Annotated in this window: 15 protein-coding genes; 5 read left to right on the forward strand and 10 right to left on the reverse strand. The window is 55.5% G+C overall.

Annotated features, from left to right (window positions below; all coding sequences use genetic code 11):
• Together mscK and AO242_RS05950 are read right to left on the reverse strand one after the other, a co-directional pair.
• Entirely contained in the window at positions 1–3,378 is a 3,378-nt protein-coding gene (gene mscK / locus AO242_RS05945) for a mechanosensitive channel MscK (protein WP_099268040.1), read from the reverse strand.
• 35 nt (positions 3,379–3,413) lie between these two features.
• On the reverse strand, positions 3,414–5,156 hold the full coding sequence (locus tag AO242_RS05950) for a potassium/proton antiporter (protein WP_099268041.1): 1,743 nt from the start codon (positions 5,154–5,156) through the stop codon (positions 3,414–3,416).
• 582 nt (positions 5,157–5,738) lie between these two features.
• On the opposite strand from AO242_RS05950, the gene AO242_RS05955 reads away from it, so the two are divergent.
• Entirely contained in the window at positions 5,739–8,393 is a 2,655-nt protein-coding gene (locus tag AO242_RS05955) for a dermonecrotic toxin domain-containing protein (RefSeq protein WP_257153382.1), read from the forward strand.
• Positions 8,394–8,549: 156 nt separating this feature from the next.
• On the opposite strand, the gene AO242_RS05960 is transcribed toward AO242_RS05955, so the two are convergent.
• From AO242_RS05960 to AO242_RS05970, 3 genes are all read right to left on the reverse strand, one after another.
• Entirely contained in the window at positions 8,550–9,011 is a 462-nt protein-coding gene (locus tag AO242_RS05960; protein ID WP_099268042.1) for a hypothetical protein, read from the reverse strand.
• A 95-nt stretch (positions 9,012–9,106) separates the two neighbouring features.
• Entirely contained in the window at positions 9,107–9,469 is a 363-nt protein-coding gene (locus AO242_RS05965) for a DUF7716 domain-containing protein (RefSeq protein ID WP_231666280.1), read from the reverse strand.
• On the reverse strand, positions 9,447–10,070 hold the full coding sequence (locus tag AO242_RS05970; protein ID WP_141562187.1) for an Imm43 family immunity protein: 624 nt from the start codon (positions 10,068–10,070) through the stop codon (positions 9,447–9,449). Before AO242_RS05970 ends, AO242_RS05965 begins: the two co-directional genes overlap by 23 nt.
• 179 nt (positions 10,071–10,249) lie before the next feature.
• On the opposite strand from AO242_RS05970, the gene AO242_RS05975 reads away from it, so the two are divergent.
• Both AO242_RS05975 and AO242_RS05980 read left to right on the forward strand, forming a co-directional pair.
• Complete coding sequence (locus AO242_RS05975; protein ID WP_099268044.1) at positions 10,250–10,702, forward strand: hypothetical protein; 453 nt, start codon at positions 10,250–10,252, stop codon at positions 10,700–10,702.
• A gap of 168 nt (positions 10,703–10,870) precedes the next feature.
• Positions 10,871–13,537: a dermonecrotic toxin domain-containing protein gene (locus tag AO242_RS05980; RefSeq protein WP_099268045.1), complete on the forward strand. Its 2,667-nt coding sequence runs from the start codon at positions 10,871–10,873 to the stop codon at positions 13,535–13,537.
• 1 nt (position 13,538) lies between these two features.
• Here the strand turns inward: AO242_RS05980 and AO242_RS05985 are convergent, their stop codons facing one another.
• Together AO242_RS05985 and AO242_RS05990 are read right to left on the reverse strand one after the other, a co-directional pair.
• The gene (locus AO242_RS05985) at positions 13,539–15,341 is read right to left on the reverse strand and encodes an acyl-CoA dehydrogenase (RefSeq protein WP_099268046.1); all 1,803 of its coding nucleotides are present in this window, start codon (positions 15,339–15,341) and stop codon (positions 13,539–13,541) included.
• A gap of 309 nt (positions 15,342–15,650) precedes the next feature.
• Positions 15,651–15,863 (reverse strand): DUF6124 family protein, encoded by a 213-nt coding sequence (locus tag AO242_RS05990; protein ID WP_027901446.1) that lies wholly within the window; start codon positions 15,861–15,863, stop codon positions 15,651–15,653.
• Positions 15,864–16,632: 769 nt separating this feature from the next.
• On the opposite strand from AO242_RS05990, the gene AO242_RS05995 reads away from it, so the two are divergent.
• Positions 16,633–16,941: a hypothetical protein gene (locus AO242_RS05995; RefSeq protein ID WP_099268047.1), complete on the forward strand. Its 309-nt coding sequence runs from the start codon at positions 16,633–16,635 to the stop codon at positions 16,939–16,941.
• Between the two features lie 218 nt (positions 16,942–17,159).
• Here AO242_RS05995 and AO242_RS06000 read toward each other — a convergent pair whose 3' ends face one another.
• Positions 17,160–18,311, reverse strand: a complete 1,152-nt coding sequence (locus AO242_RS06000; protein ID WP_099268048.1) for a hypothetical protein — start codon at positions 18,309–18,311, stop codon at positions 17,160–17,162.
• A gap of 270 nt (positions 18,312–18,581) precedes the next feature.
• A complete protein-coding gene (gene putA / locus AO242_RS06005; protein ID WP_099268049.1) occupies positions 18,582–22,535 on the reverse strand; it encodes a trifunctional transcriptional regulator/proline dehydrogenase/L-glutamate gamma-semialdehyde dehydrogenase in 3,954 nt (1,317 codons plus the stop codon).
• A 454-nt stretch (positions 22,536–22,989) separates the two neighbouring features.
• On the opposite strand from putA, the gene putP reads away from it, so the two are divergent.
• Positions 22,990–24,480 carry a sodium/proline symporter PutP gene (gene putP / locus AO242_RS06010; protein WP_099268050.1) on the forward strand — a complete coding sequence of 497 codons (1,491 nt, stop codon included), beginning with the start codon at positions 22,990–22,992 and terminating at the stop codon, positions 24,478–24,480.
• Positions 24,481–24,607: 127 nt separating this feature from the next.
• Here putP and AO242_RS06015 read toward each other — a convergent pair whose 3' ends face one another.
• Positions 24,608–25,279 (reverse strand): polysaccharide lyase family 7 protein, encoded by a 672-nt coding sequence (locus tag AO242_RS06015; protein ID WP_099268051.1) that lies wholly within the window; start codon positions 25,277–25,279, stop codon positions 24,608–24,610.
• Between the last annotated feature and the right edge of the window lie 134 nt (positions 25,280–25,413).

Here is a 25,413-nt window from a genome sequence, read left to right on the forward strand (position 1 = left end):
TTAATCCAGCCGCAGCTCTGGCGGCTCCGGCTGATCCTTCGGCGCAGGTTTCACCGGCTCCGCAGATTCAAGCTTGAGCGGGCCGGTCGGCTTTGGCTCTTCGTCCGTCGGCACCAGCTTGTATTCCTGGCCTTGCAGGTTCTTGAGGTAGACCTCCATCTGCCGGAACGAGATGTTGATGTGCTGCTTCTTGAACTCTTTGTTGATGAAGCGGTTGATCTCGTCGAGCACCGGATTGCGGTCGCCGAGATCGCGCACGTGCATGCGCAGCTCGTGATCCAGCGTGCTTTCGCCGAAATTCAGGAAGTACACAATCGGCTCCGGATCCTTGAGCACGCGCGGGTTATCCCGGGCAGCCTTGAGCAGTAACGTGCGAACCAGATCCAGGTCAGAGCCGTAATCCACGCCGAGTTTTAGAGTCACACGAGTGATGGTGTCGGTCAGCGACCAGTTGATCAGTTGCCCGGTAATGAACGTCTTGTTCGGGACAATAATGTCCTTGCGGTCAAAGTCGGTAATGGTCGTGGCGCGGATGCGGATTTTGCTGACCGTACCCGACAGGTTGCCGATGGTGATGGTGTCGCCAATCCGCACCGGACGCTCAAACAGGATCATGATGCCCGAGATAAAGTTCGCGAAGATCTCCTGCATCCCGAAACCAAGGCCCACCGACAACGCCGCTACCAGCCATTGCAGCTTGTCCCAGCTCACGCCGAGCGCCGATAGCGTCGACACGAAGCCGATACCGGCAATGGCGTAAGAGAGCAGGGTGGTGGTCGCATAAGCACTGCCCTGGGCAAGGCTCAAGCGTGACAACACCAGCACTTCCAGCAAGCCGGGCAGGTTACCCGCCAACACGAACGTAATGCCAATGATCACCAGCGCGCCGATCATGTCGCCGAGACTGATCGGCACCATGCTCATGGTGGCGCCAGTGCCGCTGGTGTATTCGTACAGGGTGATGTTGTCCAGGTACGAGAACACGGTGATCAGATCCGACCACACCCAGTACAGCGCCGCCACGAACCCGGCCAGCAGTGCCAGACGAATCAGGCGCAGCGATTGCTGGTTGACCTGTTCGATGTCGAGCGTCGGCTCTTCGACCACCGCATCACCATCGCCCGCTTCTTTGGCTGCCTGACGCTTGGCCAGTGCCCGCTGATAGGCCAGACGTCGTGCAGCAACGCTCAGACCGCGCACGAACGCTGCCTCGATCACGAGCCAGAGCATCATCAGGTACAAGGTGTCGATCAGACGATCACTGAGTTTCAGCGCGGTGTAGTAGTAGCCGAAGCACACCGCGACAAACAGGGCGATAGGCAGCGCAGTAAACGCCATGCCCATGGTTTTGCGGAACAGCGAAGCGTTGTGATTGCTTGGGCTGGTCAGCAGCAGACGGCCAAGCAACCATGCCATCAGCGCATAGCAGGTCAGTACCACGCCAATGCCCAGCACGTCGTCGGCGAGTGCGGCAGGTTGATGTTCGGCCACCGCCACAACCGCGACCAGCGCCAGTACGACCAGGCCAAGCTTGCGCATCCAGCCCTGAAGGAATTCGACCTGCGCCTTTTCCCAGCGGAAATGTAGTTGTGCCACGCCGCCCGGCGCAAGGATCCGGTAGGCGGTGTAGAACACCAGCCACGCCAGTGCGATTTGCAGCAGTGCTTCGCCCAGGTTGGCGTTTTGCCCGCGTGCGTCAATTTGCAGGGCATAACCACACAAGGCCAGCGCCAAGGCAACCGGCATTGCCAGCAGGATATTGATCAGAATCGCCAGCGGCGTCTGCAACTGGCTGTCACGTTTGAAGTGGCCGATATCGGCATGCAGCTTGTTGAGTTTGTTGTAGAGCGCTTTGCGTCTCCACGTCAGCACGCCGATCAACAGCAGCAGCGGCAGGAATAACAAGGGGCGCTGGGTCAGGCCATCACTCAGCTCGCTGGCGCTGGAGGCTATCGGCAGCGTCGCCACCTGTTTTTGCAGACGTGGCCAGATGCCCTGGAACCACTCCACATCGAGGGGCTTGTTGCTGGGGATCCAGAACATCTGCTCATCCAGCGTCTCGCGCAGGCTGATGGCGGTGCTGACCAACTGCTTCTGATTGAGCTGCAAGGTGATGGATTCATTGAGCAGCGCGCTGAGTTCGCGGTTCAGACGTTCAAGCAGATCGCTGCGGGTCACGGCCAGGTCCAGCAAGGTTTTGCGCAACTGTGGAGTGATGTCCGCTGGCTGCTGAGTAGCCAGCAGCTTTTCAACGTAGGCCACCGGGCTGCTCATCGCCTCACGCTGCTGATTGACCTCGAACTGATACAGGCGGATGTCGGCGATTTCGTCTGCCAGGCCTTTGTCCAGTTGCAGATGTGGCAGCGATTGCTTCTGTTTGTAGAGAATCTTCGACAGCAACAGGCTGCCGCGCAGCACGTTGATCTGCTCGTCCAGCGCCTGATCAGTCTGGGTCAGGTTATCCAGCTGTTGTTTGGTCTTGAGGTTCTGTTGGGTCAGTTCGTTGAGGCGATCGGTGCCGCGCAGTAAGTAGTCGGAGAGCTTGAGGTTGGCGGCGCTTTCGGTCGCCAGCAGGCTGCTGCTCCCGGCTTTCTGCGCTTCCAGAGACAGTTGCGTCACCGTCTGCTGGGACTGGGCGCGGCGCTTTTCGTTGATCAGGTTTTGCAGTTCCTGAATTTCCTGCTCCTGACGGCTGACTTTCTCTACCAGCAGGTCATGCTGGCTGTTGCCCAGATCCTGCAACTGGCTGTTGCCTGCCAGTTCCTGACGGCGCAATACATTCAAGGCATTGATTGACGCCAGCTCAGCATTGAGCTGAGTACGTTGTTCAGCGCTGAGGGTTTTACCGTTGTCTTTACCCAGCTTGAGAATGCTGTTGATTTGCTGGATGCGGTTCTGGTTGTTACTGATTTCAGCTTGGGCGCGTTCAGGACGAGTCTGGGCAGTAATGACCATGCTGCTGGCATCGCTCAAGGCTTTTTGCAACTCACCTTGCAGGGTACTGCGCTCGCTCAGCATGTTTTCCAGCTGCGGCACGTCAAGACTGCCGTAGCGCTGGGCGACGGGGATGATTTTGCTGCCTTTGAGGCGCGTCAGTTCCCGCTGGTTTTCCGAGATCTGCTTCTGCGCGTCGTTCAGTTGCTGCTTGAGCGCAGTGAGCTTTTTCTCGTTATCGCTTTTGCTGTCGATAAAGCCCAGGGTCTGTTCCAGCACCTGCTGCAGGGCTTTTTGGTCTGCATCGGGCAGTTTGCGGTCGGCGATCTTGTCCAGGCTCTGCTGCACGGCCTCGCGCGTGGGTGGATCGGCAGCCAGTACCGGGAAAGACGAGAGGCAAAAGCCGAGCAGGATGGCAGCAAAGAAATTACGCAGGGGCAACATAGACACCGGTCGAGCTGATCGAATAGAAGGGCAGTTTAGAGGAACAAACCAGGACCTGGGTTGCTTCCTTCCGGGAATCTGACGCCGACTTTGAGGATCTTGTTCCCCTCCATCACAGCAACTGTCCAAATAGTTCCATTCCATTCGATCTGATCGCCAACAATCGGCTCGCCACGATTCTTCTGCACAATGAACTGGCTCAGCGGCATGTTGCCGTCCTGACCGTCCAGTTTCAGACCGTACAAGGCGGCAACTGCGCTCAGTTGAGCGTCGCCCTCCAGTACGAAGTCGCCGAAGAAACGCAGGTCCAGGCCGCGTTGAGGCGCCTGGCTGAACAGTTTGCCCAAGGCGGGCAGGTCATGTTCGTGGCCGATGACACACAGCAGGTCATCGACTTCCAGTGTTGTACTGCCCGACGGGTGAAGCAGTTGCTGGCCGCGGAACAGGGCGGCGATGCGCGTGCCTGCGGGCATTTTCAGTTCGCGCAGGGCGGCACCGATACACCACTTTTCTGCACCGAGACGGTATACGAACAACTCCCACTCGCTGGTGACGTGGACTTCCAGAGGTGCGCGGGAAATCGGCGCAGGCTCGGGCGGGACAGTCACTTTGAGCAGCTTGGCCACCCACGGCAGGCTGGTGCCCTGTACCAACAGCGAAACCAGCACGATAAAGAACGCCAGATTGAAGTACAGCTGTGCATTGGGCAGGTTGGCCATCAGTGGGAACACCGCCAGAATGATTGGTACTGCACCGCGCAAGCCCACCCAGGCAATAAACGCCTTTTCACGTCCGTGGAAGGCTTTGAACGGCAGCAGCCCTACCATGACCGAAAGCGGGCGTGCGACGAGGATCATCCACAGCGCCAGGCCCAGTGCCGGGATCGCAATCGGCAGTAGATCGTGAGGCGTGACCAGCAGGCCCAAGACCAGAAACATACCGATCTGCGCCAGCCAGGCCATGCCATCAAGCATGTGCAAAATACCGTGACGGCTGCGAATCGGACGGTTGCCCATCACCAGCCCACACAGGTAAACCGCCAGAAAACCGCTGCCGTGGATGGCGTTGGTCAGGGCAAACACCGCCAAACCGCCAGAAATCACGAGAATCGGATACAGCCCGGTCGCCAGATTAATGCGGTTGACCAACTGCAACATGAGCCAGCCACCGCCCAGACCAATCACGCCGCCGATACCGAATTCGCGAATGAGATGGGCCAGCAGACTCCATTCCAGATTGGTCTGGCCATTGGCGAGCATGCCGATCAGGGTCACGGTGAGGAACACCGCCATCGGGTCGTTACTGCCGGATTCGATTTCAAGGCTGGCGGTTACTCGCTCATTCAGGCCTTTGCCGCCTAACAGGGAGAACACCGCCGCCGCGTCCGTTGATCCGACGATAGCGCCGATCAACAAGCCCTGAATCATGTTCAGATTAAACAGCCAGGCTGCGACCATGCCTGTCAGAGCCGTCGTAATAAGGACTCCGATGGTTGCCAGCGACAGCGCGGGCCACAGCGCCACCCGGAAACTGGAGACCCGCGTTCGCAAGCCGCCATCAAGCAGAATGACTGCCAGCGCAAGGTTGCCCACCAGATACGCGGTGGCGTAGTTGTCGAAAATAATCCCGCCGCCATCCACGCCCGCGACCATGCCGACCGCCAGGATGATCACCAGGATAGGGATGCCCAGACGTGACGAAATCGAACTGACCAGAATGCTTGCACCCACCAGCAACGCGCCGATCAAGAACAGGCTGTTGATGGTCGTGGCATCCAAGGGCGTTTCTCCATGCAGAAAAGTCGATAAGAAAAGAAGGGCAGTACGTTATGACCATGCAGTCACCGTGCCAACGGATTCTAACCTGTTGAATTGGTTGGCTGTCAAAGCATTGCTGTTGATTGACTGAACAGCGGTGTTTATGTCGATACACGGGCTGCGGATGTAACGTCCCCTTCGCGAATGAATTCGCGCGGGGCATCAACCGAGGCAGACACATACCCGGTAGGAGCGGATTCATCCGCGAAGGCGGCGGTACAGGCGACGTATATGCATTGAATGTAAGGGCCTCTTCGCGAATGAATTCGCACACATATACCGCGGTATCCCGTAGGACCGGCTTCAGCCGGGAGGCTGTCCGAGCATTCGCTAAATATACTTCGCCTGAAATACTGCCCTCCCGGCTAAAGCCATTCCTACGAAGCGGGATCAGGGCTTGCAGGCAAACATAGAATCTCCCACTTGGGGATGGCGGCGTACTCGTCAGTTGAGCCAGAAACCGCAGGCTGCAATACATACCTACCGCAACCCTCCGCATCAAACCTGATCACGTGCATGCTTTTCTCATACAAGGAAAGCCACATGCATCGCCCACCTGTTGAACCCGCGTTTAGTTTCACCCAAGGCACCGCCGACGCTCGCTACGTCACGGATGAACAGCAGCTCAAGGAGATTGCACGGCAATTTGTCGAAGACTACCCGGACATCCACGGCATGGCATACGCCCAGGCGAGCAAGCTGTTATTCACGCATATGGGTAAGCGGCTTGATCCCGAAAAAGTCTACTGGCATCGGTTTCACAATGCCGTAAGCAGCCCAAGAACCTTTACCGGCTGGAGACATTCGGGGGCGCCCTATGAGTCGATGACGTTTGTGGAGCTACTGCTGCGGCGCTTTACCGCGCACGATCAACTGGCCAGCGATGAGCTTCAGCTTTACGGCGGCTTTTATACTGACGGGCCCAAGCATGTTGTGTTCGATGAGCGCAACGAAGTCAGCTTGCTGCCCATGCAGGCGATGAACGATTTCTGGGCGCTGGATTTCAGTGCCTTATTTCAGGCCCGAATGGACAGCTTCTGGGCGCAGCATGGGGAAAACTTTTGCACCTTGGCGCGTACACGTTTTCTCGCGGCTGCCGGACAGCAGCTTCGAGCGGGCAGGCTGACCCTGGCGCAATTCAAAACCCTGACGGGGACCGTGGTTGGCAAACTGGAGCCCGTCATGACCCTCAATACATTGCACACCAGGGTCAGTATGGCGCCGGGTATTACCTTGCGCTCATTTGATATCGGCGGTTACGAGTGCAGCGAAAGTTTTCGTGTGGTCAGTGCCAGTGGCTGGCAGATTCTTTATCTGCCCGCTGAGGATCAGGTATTTCAAGTATTCGCTTCGCAGGCGGAGCTATACCGCTGGGTACAAGGTCGCCTGAGTCAGCCGTCAACCCGTGCTGCGTTTGAGTCGCTGTTTCTGCGCACCCATACGGCACGCCAACAGCATCAAGCGCAGTTCGATGCCACTGTGCGACAAATTCTCCAGACACCCTGGGTTTCCGGGCAGCGCCTTATCGACTCCAGGAACCGGACTATTACCGGAGATGTATTCGAATACTTGCGCGATCTTGCCAGGCAGCAGTTGCGTGACGACGCACAGATTTTGCTGACCTCCAACTCGGACCTGCGCAAACGCATGTGGATGGGGTATCTGGATGCGTTCATCAGCGTCTTTGGAAGTTTTGCCCCGTTGGGCTGGCCCATGGCGTTGACATTGGTAGGAGCCGGAATCGCCAACATCGGCTTGCGGGCCGATCAGGCCATCAATGGCAAAACTGCCAGGGAACGTAAGGCCGGGCTTGTCGGTGCAATATTCAATTCGATTTTCCTGCTCTTCAACCTGCCAGTGCTGGCCGGGCTTAGCAGGGCAGCGAGCATCAGGCCGGTCAGCGAGCCCACTGGCGTGCTTCAGTCCGTGACGGAAAGTAGCGGTGTAACGCCTTCCAACGAGATGATCCCGTTAGTGGAAATTCGCGACCCACTGGCAGGGCTCGAAGGCAACGTAGTACTGGCGGCCGATACGCCAGCAGCGGTGGGGCGAATGCAAGGCATTCAGCAACTGGCCAACGGTGAAACCTGGATCAATCTCAATGACATGCCTTATCGGGTGCTCTACAGCGATGAGCTCGGTAGCTGGCACATCGTCGACCCCGCCAACATCACTGATGGCGGCGCAGTTAGGGCAGTGCGCCTGAATGCTTTGCAGGAGTGGGAATTGGCGCAGCCGCCGCAGGACTCCGCAATGCTGCCCACAGTAAGTCAGCTGTCCCTCATAAAACCCTACGCGACGGTGCGCTCGGCTTTTTGGGACCTCCACATGCAGTTCAATCTGCCGGAAGAGGAACGTTTCTCTCAAATGGCGCTGGCGCGACAGGAAGCGGTGATCAATTTGCGTGCGGTAGACGCCGATGACTTGATGCTGCAAACACCGAGTGGCGCACGGGTGATGATAGACAGCAGTGGTAATGAGCATTGGGTATTCAAAACTGCGGACGGGGATTTTGTGGGGGATCGCATCAAGCCTTACAGCGTGAGGGATTCAATGTTCAATCAGTTCCTGCGTACGGGCTCCTCCCTCGGTGAGGGGCAGGCGGGGCTGATCGAGTATCTTGCTGATGACCTGCTTGAAGTGGGGCGAAACAATGATGTAAGCCTTTATCGTGGGGGCAGCGCGTCGCGCGGTACTTCGGGCAGCTTTTTCCGCAGTGGTCAGATCAAGGCCGGGAATGTGTTGGTAACCACTGATATCAGCTCATTCAGCGAGAACCCTTTCATTGCGAGAGTCTTCTGCAGCAGCCAGGCGGGGCAAGATTCGGCCGCTTTCGCGCTGACCAACGAGCAGATCACCTTCGACGACAGCGCAGTCGTCTTTGAATTGCCAGCAAAACATCACTTGGGGGCCACGCCCGTGGCTCTTTTTTCGGAGACTCCGCAGGAGGCCGAGTCTATCTTCATGCCCGGGCATTACTTCCTGATTGATGGCATCCAGGAGATAACAGGCCTCAACTTCAAGTTCATGAAGGTCCAGCTGACTGAAATCCCTGAGCCCAGGAGCTGGCACGTGCTGCTTGATATGCGCACCGGCGAGCCTTTCAGTCGCGAGCAATACGCGGTGAAGCTGGGTGACCAGGGTAAACCGCTGGTTGATCGTTTCTTCCCTGCGCCTGATGAGGCATTGAGCGTCTAGCCGGATTTCGCCATTTCTGATTGTTGAGTGCCTGCCGCCGGGTTTTGTACGAAGGTACTCCCGTATACAACGTGGTGTGCAGGCCAAGGTCTCCATAGCTACGAAGCTCTTGGCCAGCGGAACATCCATTCAATGATGTTCCGCTGCATCAAAAGCCTAACGTATCGACTCATAAACAGATCGCAGTTGCTTAGCGTACTGTTTAGCGTTTGGTATCCTGATTTTCTTCAGGTAAGAATCCAGCATTTCCGGTTTGGTTTTCAGGAGGTGCAGTTCAATCAGATAAATGTTCAGGAAGTTTTTATAAAATGGGAGCGTCTCTAGTAGAACGTCATCTTCATCTTCACTATGCTTTCCTTCCTGCTGATTCTCAGTCCCCTCAATGCTTTTCAATTTTTCAAGCACGTACTTCTGGCAAAAAAGCTTGTCGCTGGCGACTTCTTCAAGGTCCTTTACCGTGACACCGGCTGCATTAATGTCCTCAATGTCATACCCCAGTAATGCGTCAGGGACGATTTTGTCATTCGTCGCCAGTTTCGGATTTTGAACCAGTTGTTCAAGGAGGTTCGAATATATTTCCCCCTCAATCCAGTGTCGAACATCTTGCAGGCTTACCATGTATCGACTCCCTTAATCATGTTTACGAACCTGTCCTGCATGCATGAGTTGGTCGGCGCCTCGTGCGCTCATAGCGTTAAATTCAGAGCGCTGGGTCAGGCGATGTCTAAAAAATCATCATTATCCATATAGTGATTCAGCGCGCGTATGACAATATCCACGTCTGCTGTTTGTTTCTGTTCGTATATATTGCGTAGCACATCATTGAATTGCTCTCCGTAATACAGGAGTTCAAGTCCGTGAGAGGTTACAAATTCACTGTGAACATCTTCGTCGTTTATAACCTCTGGGTAACGATCCAGATAACAGATTGTTTCAGGCGTTATGAGCTCTGTTTCTTCCTCTGTATACAAGCATACATCGTCCAGGACTGCTGGTCCGGATTTTAAAAAATTAATCAAATCTACGACTGTGATGGGTTCGCCAAGGCGAAGGCTAGAATTCAAGTTTCGCATCATAAATACTTTCCTCGATATCAATGAAGCTCATGCCTTTTAAGTTTTCTGACTCGATGGCTTGCTTTAGTCTTGACGAAAACACATATTCATTCATGAGCATTTCGCTGCAAATAAAAAAGTCTAAATCAATATCCTTTTTCTCAACAACAAATCGTGTTATCGAGTCGTAAATGTCTCTGCCATCATGATAGTTGTCTTGTTCAGGCAGGTGTGTGGTCGGGTCTTTTCTGATTTCATAAACAGCGTTCTTTTTGTCTAGCAGGCTCCTGATTTCCCGGCTGCATAAAAGAAAATATTTTTTGGGTGTTGTCGATGATTTGTGTCCCTGAAGATGGACGCGGACTTCTATGGTATCCATTCTGCCATAGCGGAAAAGTCTGATTATGTTCAGCAGTTTTTCAGAACAGATGAATTCGCTACCGAAATAAAAGAAATCAGTATCCAAGGCTTTGTGCCTGGCAAGGAAATCGAGGAGGGTTCCTGGCTGAGGGAATCTGGCATCCGAAAAGTCATTCGAGTTCCAGCCATAGCGTTGAAACTCTCCATCAATCCCGCCGCCAGGACAGCCTTTATCGCCCGGTTTATATTGGATCAAAAACACCATCGCCCCCTTGGCATTGCGTTCTGATATCGTTGAGTTTTACATTCTACCTTGAGTATTCGCTCGCCACCTGTCTATTATAATGAATAGTAAAGAATGCCAGGGTGGCGAGTTATGATCTACAGTACACCAAAAAACCACAAGCTAAAAAAGCCTATTTTCATAAGGCTGGATGCAGTATGCAACCTCTCAGAACCCCTGTAGGAAAAAAATACTTCGGCTCTTTTTCCTTCTTTATTTTTACGTTGCTTGTTTTGGCCGTTTACTCCGCTGCATTCAATCTGTTCGACAATTCTAATTGTCAAGGCTATAACTACACGGAAACGTTAAATGGCGGTGCGAAGGAAATTGGCAATAAAGCGTTTATGATAAATATTTGCGGGGCCGGAGTAAATAATAGTCTTTTTGATGGCGATGGTATGGAAAGGGTTCGATTGACTATTTTCGATGATCAAGGCGAGCTGTTAGTGAGGAGATATTATAAGGTTTTCTGGGGCGGCCAGCCCGGACATGAACCGCTTAAGATTTCCGTAAACAGTATTATCTATCAAGATGACAAGGAGCAGAAAGACCACACAATTACGATGCCTCCCACACGTCTCGAATGGATTCGTGCAAGGCTCCCCCTTTAACGACGGGTATGTTTGAAGGCAATTTCTACCCGCGTCGACTTTTCTTACACAGTCCAGTCATCGAATAGTAGCGGCGGTGCTCATCGCAGGTAGGTAATTAATTACTGCACATCCTCCTTCCTTTGCTGATTGGATAAGGCCTCACTACATCCAAAGGAATGGATAAAAATGGCGTCTAAAACAACCGGCTTTGACCATACAGCTCTTCACCAGCGTCGTTCCAGCGATGAGTCCCGGCTCAAAAGGATGGCGCGCTGGTTCTCGGAGGATTACCCCGATATTCATGGGCTGGCGTATGTTCAGGCACGCAGGATCCTGAAAAAACATTCCGCCGGACATCTCAACCCGGACAGGATTTACTGGCATCGTTTTACTGACGGCACCCGCTCCAGCCCGCGGACATTCACTGGGTGGGAACATGTTGGTCAGCCCGCCGAATCAATGACGCTGGTGGAGCTGGTCATGCATCGCTTCAGCGCCGAGGATCAGGACGCGACGCCCGGTACGCTGCAACAGACGGGTGGCTTTTACACCGATGGGCCAGAGTGCCGGGTTTTCAACGAGCATAACGAAGTCGCGCTTTTGCCCCGGGATGTGCTGAATGATTTCTGGGCTGCGGACTTCGCGGCGATCTACACAGGCGCCGTGTCGCACTTCTGGGCCGCCCATGGCGAAAATTTTCGCACCCTTGCCAAAGCGCATTTTCTCGCCGCTGCCGCGAATGCGAAACGTGCCGGCAGGTTGCTGGATGAGCACTACCAGACGGTCATTCATGCCGTAGCCGCCTCAGTGCCGGAGGTCATGACCCGCGCGGTGCTCCGTGCGCGTGTCGTTCCTCAGTCCGGCATCACGTTTCGCAGTTTCGATATCGGAGAGTATGTCGCCCACGACATTATTCGAATTGTCGATGGCAAGGGAGGCCAGATCCTATATGTGCCTTCTCAGCGGCCTGCGTTTCATTTCTTTGCCAGTGATGCTGCGTTGCAAGCCTGGGTGTTGGAGCAATGCGCGACTGACGCGTCGCGATCGGCCTTTACGTTGCATTTCTTTTCCTCACAAGCCGCCAAGGAGCAGGACAGCGGAGTGTTTGACAGTTGGATCGGGCAATTGCAAAGGCATGAGTGGGCCGATCAGAAAGTCATCAATCGCATCGATCAGCAGATTGTCACAGACGTGTTCGAGCATCTGCGTGAACGTGCCCAGGCCAACATGCAGGCGCAGGCGTATCTGCTGCTCACTTCGAACTCCGACCTGCGCAAGCAAATGATGATGGGCTATCTGAACGCCTTCACTCAGGTGTTCGACGGGATCGCCCCATTGGCATGGCCGTTGACCCTTACGCTCGTGGGGGCCGCACTCACCAATGTCGGTTTAAGCATTGATCAGGCCCTTAACGGCAACACTTCAAGGCTGCGCAAGGCCGGGGTGATCAGCGCTATTCTCAATTCGGTTTTTGTGGTGTTCAACCTGCCGGACCTGGCGGGGGCGGGCGCCGCGTTGTCGGAAACGGGCGCTGCAATTGAAACGGTGGATGACTGGGTGCCTGCTCAAAATAGCGATGCGTTTCTGGCCGAAATGCGCGGTAACGTGATTCTGGATGAAGACATTGCTGATGCGTCCGGGCACATGCAAGGCATCAGGGTGCTAACCAATGGTGAAACGTGGATTGAAATCCGCAACCTGCCTTATCGTGTTTCATACAACAGCTCCTTGCGAACCTGGGCCATCGTCAACCCTCAAAATCCGTTCGCTTTCTTTGGCTTCAAACCGGTACGGCTCAATGCTGTGGGAGAGTGGGAGTTACTGGCTCCACCGCGCCTGGGTGGCGGTTCCCCGATAGATGCAGTTGAAGGCGTAACGTCATCCACTGGGTCCCAGCTACAGCCACTGATCCCGACCCGATCCGCATTCTGGGACACCTACATGCGCTTCGATCTGCTCGAAGAGGAGCAGCTCTCCAAAATAGCCCTCGCGCGACAGAAGGCGGTGGTGGATGACTGCGTTCGGGAATACGACCCTGCTTCGGATTTCGACTCGGAAATGGACACGGGTGGATTCATCAGCACCGATGAACACGGCAACCGGCTATTGGTTGACGCTTGGGGCGACGAGCATCGGCTGTTCAAAACCGAGGATGAGTACATTGGTGGTCGTGTATCTGATTACACCGCGCGCGACGAAGATTTCAACGTTTACCTGCGCACCGGCGAATCGACACTTCCCAATCAGATCGAAATGATCGAAGAGCTTGCCGAAGATATCGACAGCATCGGCTGCAACAACGACGTGGACCTGTATCGAGGTGGCAGCGGCCATCGCAGTACGTCGGGTATTACGTTTCGCAGCGGCAAGATTAAGGTGGGGGATATTCTGGTCAACACTGACTTCACCTCGTTCAGCGAAAACCCGTATGTGGCGCGTATCTTTTCCAGTAGCCAGGGCGGCGTGCAATCGCATATTTTTCAGCTGCACATCACCGACGGTGCGGTGATCAGGTTCGACGATACCTCCATCGTTTTCGAACTTCCGGCCAAGGCCTATCGCACGGCAACCCCAATTGCGCCTTTTTCGGGTGATTGGGAGGAGGCCGAATCAGTCTTCAAGCCCGGTACCTTTTTCAAGATCGAAAACATTGAGGAGGTTGTGGGCGAGCATTTTAAATTCATCAAAGTGCGCTTGAGCGAAAGTCCAGCCGGTCGTCATCGTACCGGTGAGCCTGCAGGCCGTATTTTTGATCTGCGCACGGGCGAGCCATTCAGTCGTGAGCAGTACTCGGCGAAACTCGGGCCGCAAGGGGCAGCGCTGCTGGATATGTTCTTCCCGTCGGCGACCTGATTCAGAACCATTCATTCTGCATGGCCAGGCATAGATCATCACGCGCTTCAAGAATCGCCAGCTCGTGATGGCAGCCCGGTACCTCCCACGTCAGGAAGTACCGGGCGGCCTGCAGTTTGCCCTGATAGAAGCCCCTATCGGCCTCGCTGCCATTGGCGAGGCCTTGTTGTGCGCGAATGGCCTGTTCCAGCCAGCGCCAGCCGATCACTGTATGACCGAAGACCTTGAGGTAAAGCGCCGAATTGGCCAGGGTCGTGTTCACTTTTCCCTGCGCCAGATCGCCCAGCAGGCTGAGTGTCACGGCTTGCAGGCGCGCCACCAGTTGCTCCAGTGGCTGGCGCAGTTCGGTCAGTGCTTCATGTGCCCGAGCGCGTTGCGAGGTTTCGGCAATCAGCCGCAATAATTGCTTGAGGCCCGTACCGCCGTTTTGCGCCAGCTTGCGGCCCAGCAGATCCAGCGACTGAATACCGTTGGTGCCTTCGTGAATCGGGTTCAGGCGGTTGTCGCGGTAATACTGCTCCACCGGGTATTCCCGGGTGTAGCCATGGCCTCCCAGAATCTGAATCGCCAGTTCGTTGGCTTTCAGGCAAAACTCCGACGGCCAGGCTTTGACGACCGGCGTGAGCAAGTCCAGCAACTGTTGGGCACTCTGACGCGCCTCTTCGGTTTCTCCGGTGGTGGTGTCATCGAACAGTCGCGCCGCATACAGGCCCAGATCGAACGCCCCTTCCACGTAAGCTTTTTGGGTGAGCAGCATGCGCTTGACGTCGGCGTGCTGGATGATCGGCACCGGAGCGCTTTCCGGGCTCTTGCTGTCAGGCAGACGTCCTTGTGGCCGTTCGCGAGCGTAATCAAGCGAATACAGATAACCCGCGTAACCCAGCATGACCGCACCCATGCCCACGCCAATACGCGCCTCGTTCATCATCTGAAACATGCAGTTCAGGCCCTGATGCGGCTTGCCCACAAGGTAGCCAACGCATCGCCCGTTATCACCGAAGTTAAGGGCTGTTGAGGTGGTGCCGCGCCAGCCCATCTTGTGGAACAGCCCGGCCAGAACCACATCGTTACGCGGCCCGAGGCTGCCGTCTTCGTTGACCAGAAACTTGGGCACGATAAACAGTGAAATACCTTTCACCCCTGCAGGTGCATCCGGCAGCTTGGCGAGCACCATGTGCACGATGTTTTCCGACAACTGATGATCGCCGCCTGAGATAAAAATCTTGTTGCCCCGCAGGCGATAGCTGCCGTCGGCGGCCGGCTCGGCACGGGTGCGAATGTCTGAAAGTGATGAGCCTGCGTGGGGCTCCGTCAAGGCCATGGTGCCGAAGAAGCGCCCTTCGATCATCGGTTGCAGGAAGCGCCTTTTCTGCTCTTCGCTGCCGAAACTTTCGATCAGGTTTGCCGCGCCCATGGTCAGGAACGGGTAAGCCGTAGAGCCTGCATTCGCAGCCTGAAAGTGAGCGAAGCAGGCTTGGGATAAAAGCGTCGGTAACTGCATGCCGCCGTCTTCAAAGCTGCGTGCTGCATTCAGAAAGCCCGCTTCGAGAAACGCATCAACCGCAGGCTTGACCTCAGGAATCAGAACAGCTTCGCCATTTTCATAGCGTGGCTCGTTTTCATCAGCTTTGCGGTTGTGTGGCGCGAAATACTTTTCAGCGATGGTGCGCGCCGTGCCAATCGCGGCATCGAACGTCTCCCGATTGTGCTCGGCAAACCGCTCACGCCGGGTCAGCGCTTCGGCGTCCAGCACTTCGTAAAGCTCGAACGCCAGATTGCGGGAACTGAGCAGCGACTCGGACATGACCCTGTACCTTGTTGTTGAAGTGGGTTGAGTCTAGGCGCGTGTTTTTGAGCTGCACAGGATGATTGATTTGGGTGATGGTGGGGGAAAGCAGGCGTGAGGCTGCTTGCAGGTGCTGCTCATCAAAAAAATGTAATCACCTGATCTGGAATGCTTTTCTGTAGGAGCTGCCGAAGGCTGCGAAGCATTTCTCCTGATACACCGCGATCGCAGCCTTCGGCAGCTCCTACAAGCCCAGTGTTTGCTGCGAGACAGCGCCGTGTCAGGTAGGAGGCAACTTGTTGCCGAGACGGCTTGTCTGGCTGGAATTTATCGAGCTTCAACTCCCGCTAATGAGCGATCCAGTTCGGTCCGGGCCATGCCGATCAGGTGAACGACGGAAAAGGCCAGGTCGCGTTTCGGGCCGTTGAGGCTGTCGCCGGATTCGTAGGCGGTGGCGGCTGCGCAACGCAGGAGTTCGGAGATGTGGAGAAGGGATTGTTCGAGCGTGAGCTGCGGTGGAGCTGGCGTTACTGTTGTCATCGTAAGTGTTCCTCATTGGTCCACCGGACAATCGCTGCTAAACGATTGAGGGTGGCGGCTTTGTCGCGGGTTAGCAGACCGGGAAACACTTACCAAAACCGGCGCACTCGAAAGTGCCCCACGCAAAGCCGCCATAGCGTCGTATCTTGCGTGGTAAGCGTTCATCAGGCTGCTAAACCCGATCACTGATGAGCAGTGACCGACGCAGCCTAGAGAGGCAAGAACACCCACGCAACGGGGTCAGGAGTCTCTAGGAAGTTTCACGCAGAAGAAAGGGACAAGCCTGTCGGAAACGCCCAATTTTCAGGGCGTTTCGTTAGCGAAAGTAACCGGGTTGCTGTCGGATATTCCCGCATTCCACCCACATGCCGTCGTGGGACCGGCTTCAGTCCGGCGCAGTCGCAGATGTCAGGGTGTCAGAGGAATTGCCTTCCATGCTAAAGCCAGTGTCCCGTCGATGTATGGAAAAAGAGAGGCAGGTGCAAGAAACGCCGTTCTTGGAGCTTCTAAAGGGCGTAAGTAACCTGAAATAAATCGTGGCTTTTGTTAACCGGTATTTTTATTGATGGTGAGCGACTAGTCTTCTGAGCCATAGATTAGTTTGGCATCAGTTAAGTAGCTAATTCTTCTAAATGATGGCTAGCTGGTTGTTATCTAAGAGGTTTATGTCTGAAAGTCGGGCTTGCCTGTTTTTTGCACATTAAGGCTTCCTAAGTTATGCTCAAGATGCGTTCGGATAATCCAGCGTGAACGTTACAGGAGTTTGATCATGGCAAGTATTGGAGATATAAAAAAGGCACGAACCTATGATATTGATCCGCCGGGGCTGGAGTTTCCTTCCTCGGGAGGAGTCACGTTGGTGATTAACTACCCTTATCCTGACGATGTGGGAATATATATTAGAGGTTTTTTTAGCCCGGAGTTTACTAAATTCATTAGAAGTCCGGTTTTTCCGCTGAGAGAACCCATACCTCAGAATCTACTTGATGCAAACGCCGGGTCGTTATTGCAATTTCAGTACTCAATCACCAGTACCGATTCTTATTTCCTATCGGGGCTGACTTATATGCAGACCTGATTCGTCCTGTAACTGGACTGTGTGAATCGTCTGTTGTGTAGTTTTCCGATCTATAGGAGATTGCTTTGTGGCCTGACACAGCGCTGTCGCGAAGCAAACATTGGACCTGTAGGAGCTGCCGAAGGCTGCGATCGCGGTGTATCAAAAGAAATGCTTCGCAGCCTTCGGCAGCTCCTACACAAAATGCATTTCAATCCATTAAAGCTATCTGTCAGGTCTTACGCCAGCAACCTCAACAGCGTAGTGGTCGACCCGGATGTTCCGCCAATAAGTATCTTGCCGTCAGGCTGAACCATCACGGCTTTCACGAAACCGATCTGTTCATTGGTAAACGTGATTGAGCCTGTCCCTTCGTTGCCGAATTCGATGTCCATCAAGCCATCAGGTAGGTAGCGAGTCAGCTGGTTGCCAGTCATCACACCGCGATTAGCCACCAGGATTCTGCCACCTGCCTGCAGTGTCATGTCTTCGCCGACTTCGCCTGGGATGCTCAAGGGTTCGCCGCGATTGAATGTAGTGTCGATTCGCCCGGTGGCGGTCAGGCGAATCATGTGGCTGCCTGCGCCGAGATCGGAGCCGGAGCTGTTGATCAGCGCAAGAACTTTGCCATCAGAGAGGGCGATTACTCTGCGACACGCGTTGTAACGGGCATCCACCATCCGGACTTTGTACACACCGCCGTCGGCAAATCCTTGATCCAGTTCGCCTGTACGGGTCATACGCAGAATGTAGCCATCATTGCCTACTTCCCCGGCCAGATAAAATGAGTCATCACTACCGCGCGCCATGTGCAAGGTAGATACATAACTATTGCCGGTGAGGAAAGTTGCTTTACCGCCAATGCCGAAATAGGGTTCTTCTGTCTCGTAATTACGGCAATAAATCACGCCGCCGTTACGGTCGGAGCTGGCCAACAAGACGGCTTCATCCATCCCGAGTAATCGTGGAGTGGAATATTGCGGACCTTCGGCAAGATCCATGATGTACATGAGTCGCCCTTCGTGATCATACCGGAGGAGCGGAAGTTGTTGGGACGCTGATCCGGTGATGAAGAACGATCCATCGTTCAGCCTGGCGAAACCGCTGGCGCTCTGTGCCAGGATGCTGGGTGGCGCGATGGTCAGGCCGTCCTGTCTGTCCCCGAAGCGGGTGTCGAAGGTACCGTTGAGGTAGAGGGAGGCAACGCCCGGAATGGACAAGTTCGGTGTTTCGCGTTCGTAGGCCCCGTAGATCATTAAACGCAGGCCGGACGCATCCGTAGCCAGGTTCGACAAGTCATTACGGAAGTTGCCAGGCGGACGGACGTCAAGTTTGCCATTGACACCAAAGGCAGGATCAAACTCAATTCTTTGATTTTGTAAGATAGTCATTCTCTAAACTCTAATTGCGTTAATTATATAGTTTTCGAAAGATTAAATAATCAGTCGATAGAGGCGTTTAATCACAGAGTATTAGAGAGTGCAATGAATTTTTTTAGTGTCGCATTGCAGGCGTATGGGTGAGGTATATAGTGCTATTATTCTGCATGGTTTAAATCTATTTCTATAGCGAATCAATAAGTGGCTTAGTTGTCAATGTTTTAAAGTTTTGGCAATAAAAAAGAGAGCCGAAGCTCTCTCTTTTAATTGCCAGTCAGCCCATCAACCGATGGTCATCAAGCTCGCATTGCCACCCGCAGCTGCGGTATTGACGCTCAGTGCGCGTTCAATCACCAGACGCTCCAGTGCAACGTTGGTTTCGCCATGGGACAAGCCGTTGACACCGACGATTGCACCCGGACGCTGGGCCACTTGCTCGCAAACAGCGCGCAGTTGATCCGAGTCGCCGTGGTGCAGAACGGCCTCGATCAGCACCTCGTCTTTCGTCCAGTCAGCTACCAGCTTGATACGCGCCTGTACTTCTTTCGGCAGGCGGGCACGCAGTGGTTTGCTCAACGCGTTGTCCGGCCAGATCGCACTGCTGCCAACCGCCAGAACCGCGGCCAGTTGAATCAGCAGGTCGCTTTCCGCTTCAGCAAGGCACAGCACGTGTTCGCGCGGCAGGATGCTGTAGCTGTTGCGCTCGCCAGTCGGGCCTGCCAGCAGACGAGTGATACCGCTTTGTGATTGCAATGCGAACTGGCTGCACAGCTGATCCAGCTCAGGTTGCTGGTTGCTGGTTGCCCAGGTTTTCAGTGCCTGCAAAGGCTTGCTCAACGCTTCGCGCATCCGGGTATCCGGTGTCGCCAGCGCATCGCCACGCACGAACGATTGCTCGATGGCGTCGACGGGACGGGTGGAGAGCAGGCGATACAGATACAGCGGACCACCAGCTTTGGGGCCTGTGCCCGACAGACCTTCGCCACCGAACGGTTGCACACCTACCACGGCACCGACGATGTTGCGGTTAACGTAAACGTTGCCCGCGTTGACGTTGTCGATGACTTTGGCAATCGTCTCATCGATGCGCGTGTGTACGCCGAGCGTCAGGCCGTAACCGGAGGCGTTGATCTGGCCGATCAGCGTGTCCAGTTCCTTGCGCTTGTAGCGAACCACGTGCAGCACCGGGCCGAAGATTTCACGTTGCAGTTCGTCAAAGCTTTCCAGCTCGATCAGTGTCGGCATCACGTAGGTGCCGCGCTTGATTTCTTCGCCGTCGGCGATTGCAACCTGGTAGACCGTACGGCCTTTGTCGCGCATGCCCTGAATGTGTTTGTCGATACCCGCCTTGGCTTCAGCATCGATCACCGGGCCGATGTCTACAGACAAACGTTCCGGGTTGCCGAGGCGGCATTCAGCCATGGCACCTTTGAGCATTTCGATGACGCGGTCGGCAGAGTCTTCCTGCAGGCACAGCACGCGCAGGGCCGAGCAACGCTGACCGGCGCTGTCGAACGCGGAAGATACTACGTCGATAACCACTTGCTCGGTGAGCGCCGAGGAATCGACGATCATGGCGTTCTGGCCACCGGTTTCCGCGATCAACGGGATCGGGCGACCTTGAGCGTCAAGGCGACCGGCAATGTTGCGTTGCAACAGACGAGCAACTTCAGTGGAGCCGGTGAACATCACGCCTTTGACTCGCTCATCACCCACCAGTCGCGCACCCACCGTTTCACCGCGTCCCGGCAGCAATTGCAGCACACCTTCAGGGATGCCCGCTTCGAGCAGAATACGAACAGCTTGTGCGGCAATCAGTGGCGTTTGTTCAGCCGGTTTGGCCAGCACCGGATTACCGGCGGCGAGGGCAGCGGCGACTTGACCGCTGAAGATCGCCAGCGGGAAGTTCCACGGGCTGATGCAGACCACCGGGCCCAGCGGACGGTGCGCGTCATTGCTGAAATCATTGCGCGCCTGCACCGCGTAGTAGCGCAGGAAGTCCACCGCTTCGCGGACTTCAGCGATAGCGTTGGCGAAGGTCTTGCCCGCTTCGCGAGCCAGCAGCCCCATCAGCGGCTGAATCTCGGCTTCCATCAGGTCGGCGGCACGCTCCAGGATAGCCGCGCGTTCGGCCGGCGGAGTGGCTTGCCAGATCGGACCGGAGCTCAGGGCGCAGAGCAGGGCATTGTCGACATCTTCCAGGCTGGCCTCATGCATATGGCCGACGACGTCACGCAGATCAGAGGGGTTGAGCAGCGGGGTAGCAGCGCCTTCACTGGCTGGGCATCCGAGCATTGGCACGGCCTTCCAGTCGTTATGAGCAGTAGCCAGCAGAGCGGAAGACAACGAGCCCAGACGATGTTCGTTCGCCAGGTCAATACCGCTGGAGTTGGCGCGCTCGGCACCATACAGATCACGCGGCAATGGAATACGCGGGTGTGGCAGGCCGAAGCCGCCTTCCTGAGTCGCCATGCGCTCGATGCTGGCCACTGGATCAGCCACCAGTTCCTGAATGGAAATCGACTGATCGGCAATCCGGTTAACGAACGAAGTGTTCGCCCCGTTTTCCAGCAGGCGACGCACCAGATAGGCCAGCAGTGTTTCGTGGGTGCCTACCGGCGCATATACGCGGCACGGTCGGTTAAGCTTGCCATCGGCGACCTTGCCCACGACTTGCTCGTAAAGCGGTTCGCCCATGCCGTGCAGGCACTGGAATTCGTACTGGCCGGGGTAATAGTTCTGACCGGCGATGTGGTAAATGGCCGACAGGGTGTGAGCGTTGTGCGTTGCGAATTGCGGGTAGATGACTTCCGGCACCGACAGCAGTTTGCGTGCACAAGCGATGTAGGAAACGTCGGTGTACACCTTGCGGGTATAGACCGGATAACCTTCCAGACCTTCGACCTGGGCGCGCTTGATTTCGCTGTCCCAGTACGCGCCTTTCACCAGGCGAATCATCAGGCGGTGGCGGCTGCGGCGGGCCAGATCAATCACGTAGTCGATCACATACGGGCAGCGCTTCTGGTAAGCCTGGATCACAAAGCCGATGCCGTTCCAGCCGGTCAGTTGCGGCTCGAAGCACAGGCGCTCAAGCAGATCCAGTGACAGCTCAAGACGGTCGGCTTCTTCGGCGTCGATGTTCAGGCCGATATCGTATTGCTTGGCCAGCAGGGTCAGCGACAGCAGGCGCGGGTACAGCTCTTCCATCACGCGTTCGTACTGGGCGCGGCTGTAACGTGGATGCAGCGCCGACAGCTTGATCGAGATGCCCGGACCTTCGTAGATACCACGGCCATGGGACGCCTTGCCGATGGAGTGGATCGCCTGCTCGTAGGAGGCCAGGTATTTCTGTGCGTCGTGCTCGGTCAGTGCGGCTTCGCCGAGCATGTCGTAGGAGTAACGGAAGCCTTTGGCTTCAAAGCGGCTGGCGTTGGCCAGCGCTTCGCCGATGGTTTCACCGGTGACGAACTGCTCGCCCATCAAGCGCATAGCCATGTCCACACCCTTGCGGATCATGGGCTCGCCGCTCTTGCCGATGATACGGCTCAGGGAAGAGGTCAGCCCGGCTTCGTTGTGGGTCGACACCAGCTTGCCGGTCAGCAGCAAACCCCAGGTCGCAGCGTTAACGAACAGCGAAGGACTGTTACCCAGGTGCGGATGCCAGTTGCCGGTGCTGATCTTGTCGCGGATCAATGCGTCGCGCGTGCCTTTGTCCGGGATGCGCAGCAGCGCTTCGGCCAGGCACATCAGTGCCACGCCTTCCTGAGACGACAGCGAAAATTCCTGCAGCAGGCCCTGAACGATTCCCGCGCGACCGCCAGCGCTTTTCTGATTGCGCAGTTTCTCGGCAATGGTCGCGGCGAGCTTGTTGGTCACTTCTGCCATGGCTACAGGCAGGCGTGCCTGTTCAATGAGCATCGGCACCACCTCCGGTTCAGGACGGCGGTAAGCGGCGGTGATTGCAGCGCGGAGTACCGATTGCGGCAGGATGCTTTCAGCGAACTCAAGGAAGCACTGGTGAGTGGTGTCCACCGGCAATTCGCCATGGTCATCGCCGTCTTTGCTGGCTGAGCCATTGAGTTCGGAGAGGGTTGCGCCACCTTCGAGCTTTTCCAGGTAATTGAAAATCGCCTGTTTGATGAGCCAGTGCGGAGTCCGGTCAATGGACTGAGCGGCTGCTTTCAATCGCTCGCGGGTCGGGTCGTCAAGTTTGACACCCAGGGTGGTGGTCGCCATGTGCTGTCCTCATCGTGCCACTGCAACGTGGCCTTGGTTGTCGGACAAGATTAGCCATGAGTCGGGTGGGGTGCAACCGGGTGCAACCCTTTTTTTGATGAATATTTCGGGGATCTGCCAGCCGGTCCTGCTTTGATATTCAAGGGTGCACAGCCGCAGTGCTGATGTACGGATGAAAGGCAGCGCATGCTCTGGAACGGGGCAAACTTCGCAAAAAATGAGCATCGATGACGTTGAGGTGCAACTTTTTGGCCGTAAATGGGTTGCACCGCTGATGATTTGTTGAATAGGATGCGTCGCGATGTCGCATGTGCGACCAAGAATTGTTCTCGCGGGACTGGCTTCGGCTGGGAGTGGGGCCAGAAAATCTGCCGCTTTCTTTCTGCGCCTTGGCTATTAATCTCCCGGTCAAGTCGACCTCGCTTAATAAAAACAATGCCAAGGCGAAATACCAATGAGTGTCAGCAATCCCACCCTGATCACCTTCGTGATCTACATCGCAGCAATGGTGCTGATCGGCCTGATGGCTTATCGCTCAACCAATAATCTCTCTGATTACATTCTTGGCGGTCGTAGCCTGGGCAGCGTTGTTACGGCGTTGTCGGCAGGTGCATCGGACATGAGCGGCTGGCTATTGATGGGCCTGCCGGGTGCCATTTATATGTCTGGCCTGTCGGAAAGCTGGATTGCCATCGGCCTGATCGTCGGTGCGTATCTGAACTGGTTGTTTGTGGCAGGGCGTCTGCGGGTGCAGACCGAGCACAACGGCGATGCTTTGCCCCTCCCGGATTACTCCCCCAGCCGATTCGAAGACAAAAGTGGCTTGCTGCGGGTGATATCCGCCGTGGTGATTCTGGTGTTCTTCACCATTTATTGCGCATCGGGCATTGTTGCCGGTGCACGTTTGTTTGAAAGCACCTTCGGTATGTCTTACGAAACCGCACTGTGGGCCGGTGCTGCCGCAACCATCGCCTACACGTTTGTGGGTGGTTTCCTGGCGGTAAGCTGGACGGACACGGTTCAGGCAACGCTGATGATCTTCGCATTGATCCTTACGCCGATCATCGTGCTGCTGGCGACCGGCGGTGTTGATGCAACCTTCCTGGCCATCGAAGCCAAGGATCCTGCCAATTTCGACATGTTCCACAACACCAGCATCATCGGCATCATCTCGTTGATGGGCTGGGGCCTGGGTTATTTCGGCCAGCCGCACATTCTGGCGCGCTTCATGGCGGCAGACTCTGTGAAGTCGATTGCCAGTGCCCGGCGCATTTCCATGACCTGGATGATCCTGTGTCTGGGCGGTACGGTTGCTGCGGGCTTTTTCGGGATTGCCTACTTCTCGGCGCATCCGGAAGTAGCAGGGCCTGTCACTGAAAACCCAGAGAGGGTGTTCATCGAATTGGCCAAACTGCTGTTCAACCCGTGGGTGACCGGTGTGCTGCTCTCGGCGATTCTGGCGGCAGTGATGAGTACCTTGAGCTGTCAGCTGCTGGTGTGTTCGAGTGCGCTGACTGAGGATTTTTATAAAGCTTTCCTGCGTAAACACGCTTCCCAGAAAGAACTGGTCTGGGTCGGCCGCGGCATGGTCCTGCTGATTGCGATTATCTCCATCGTGCTGGCTGCTGATCCGAATAATCGCGTGTTGGGCCTGGTGAGTTATGCCTGGGCAGGATTCGGCGCTGCGTTTGGTCCGGTCGTGTTGATTTCGGTACTGTGGAAAGGCATGACCCGTAACGGCGCGCTGGCGGGTGTACTGGTCGGCGCAATTACTGTGATTGTCTGGAAGCAGCTGGGCATATGGGGCCTGTACGAAATCATCCCCGGCTTCCTGTTCGCCAGCATCGCTATCGTGGTGTTCAGCCTGTTGGGCAAAGGTCCTTCGGCGGGTATGCAGGCGCGTTTTGAGTTGGCCGAGAAAGAGTTCAAGGCAGCGAGCCATTGAATTAAAAATGATTCTGTAGGAGCGCACGAGCAACGCGAGGCCGCGATGGCGGTGTATCAGGCAGAACGCTATCGCTGCCTCGCGTTGCTCGTGAGCTACAGAGAGCTGGGGCAACAGGGATTCAGCCCTACGTCTTGTTGTGATCAATATCCAGCTTATAGAAGGTGGCTTTGCCGCCTTCGCTGCTGTAGCCCTTGTTGTCCTGCACGTAAACCCCTGCCTTGAAGTACAGCGGCTTGTCACGCCAGGTGGCGCTGACCGGGCTGGTCCAGTTCTTCCCTCTCGTGCTGACGCTTAGATCTCCTCCGGGGCTGAGGTGGATCTTGTAATTGAAGCGCTCGTTCAGCGGCACGCCTTCGGCAATCTGATAGACGCGGCTTTCTTTGTCGTCATAGCGCTTTCGGAACTTCGCAACTATATTTCCCGACTTGGTGTCTTCCTTGTACTGATACTCAACCTTGAGCATCGGCTCGGTGCTTTCGTAGGCGTGTATCTGACCAATCACGATTTTGCCCGAGGAGGGCACCTGATTGACTTCAAGTGTGGCGTCGAGCTTGTTATCGGCTTGCGGATACATCCAGTTGTGCAGGGTACCGTCGGACCAGGTTTCGCGCAGTTCACTTCGCGGGTACTTGGCGTTTTCGGTTTTTGATCCGGTGACGGGTGACCAGAAGAAGATGTAGCCCGACTCTGAACGAAAATACTTACCGTCATAGCCTTTTTTCAACTGGGACGTTTCGATTGTTTTGGGGGGCGAACCCACAGGAATACTCAGATTCCACGAAGCCATATCTACCATAAGTTGTTTTCCAATATGTCGCTTTGCCAGTAAGGGCTGTCTAGGTCAAGCCTTTCCGGGTTGTTGTTATACGTTCTCAATAACAAACTGTTAATAATTAATTGCCGAACGGATGACGTCAAAGTGCTGTCACA

Origin of the sequence: Pseudomonas sp. ICMP 561 (assembly GCF_002699985.1) — a bacterium.
Taxonomy (GTDB): Bacteria; Pseudomonadota; Gammaproteobacteria; order Pseudomonadales; family Pseudomonadaceae; genus Aquipseudomonas; species Aquipseudomonas quasicaspiana.

Coding starts and splice junctions, on each gene's coding strand:
- AO242_RS06000 (WP_099268048.1), bottom strand. CDS start 18,311: ATGACTATCTTACAAAATCAAAGAATTGAGTTTGATCCTGCCTTTGGT.
- putA (WP_099268049.1), bottom strand. CDS start 22,535: ATGGCGACCACCACCCTGGGTGTCAAACTTGACGACCCGACCCGCGAG.
- AO242_RS05980 (WP_099268045.1), top strand. CDS start 10,871: ATGGCGTCTAAAACAACCGGCTTTGACCATACAGCTCTTCACCAGCGT.
- AO242_RS05965 (WP_231666280.1), bottom strand. CDS start 9,469: ATGATGCGAAACTTGAATTCTAGCCTTCGCCTTGGCGAACCCATCACA.
- mscK (WP_099268040.1), bottom strand. CDS start 3,378: ATGTTGCCCCTGCGTAATTTCTTTGCTGCCATCCTGCTCGGCTTTTGC.
- AO242_RS05955 (WP_257153382.1), top strand. CDS start 5,739: ATGCATCGCCCACCTGTTGAACCCGCGTTTAGTTTCACCCAAGGCACC.
- AO242_RS05985 (WP_099268046.1), bottom strand. CDS start 15,341: ATGTCCGAGTCGCTGCTCAGTTCCCGCAATCTGGCGTTCGAGCTTTAC.
- putP (WP_099268050.1), top strand. CDS start 22,990: ATGAGTGTCAGCAATCCCACCCTGATCACCTTCGTGATCTACATCGCA.
- AO242_RS05990 (WP_027901446.1), bottom strand. CDS start 15,863: ATGACAACAGTAACGCCAGCTCCACCGCAGCTCACGCTCGAACAATCC.
- AO242_RS05995 (WP_099268047.1), top strand. CDS start 16,633: ATGGCAAGTATTGGAGATATAAAAAAGGCACGAACCTATGATATTGAT.
- AO242_RS05975 (WP_099268044.1), top strand. CDS start 10,250: ATGCAACCTCTCAGAACCCCTGTAGGAAAAAAATACTTCGGCTCTTTT.
- AO242_RS06015 (WP_099268051.1), bottom strand. CDS start 25,279: ATGGTAGATATGGCTTCGTGGAATCTGAGTATTCCTGTGGGTTCGCCC.
- AO242_RS05960 (WP_099268042.1), bottom strand. CDS start 9,011: ATGGTAAGCCTGCAAGATGTTCGACACTGGATTGAGGGGGAAATATAT.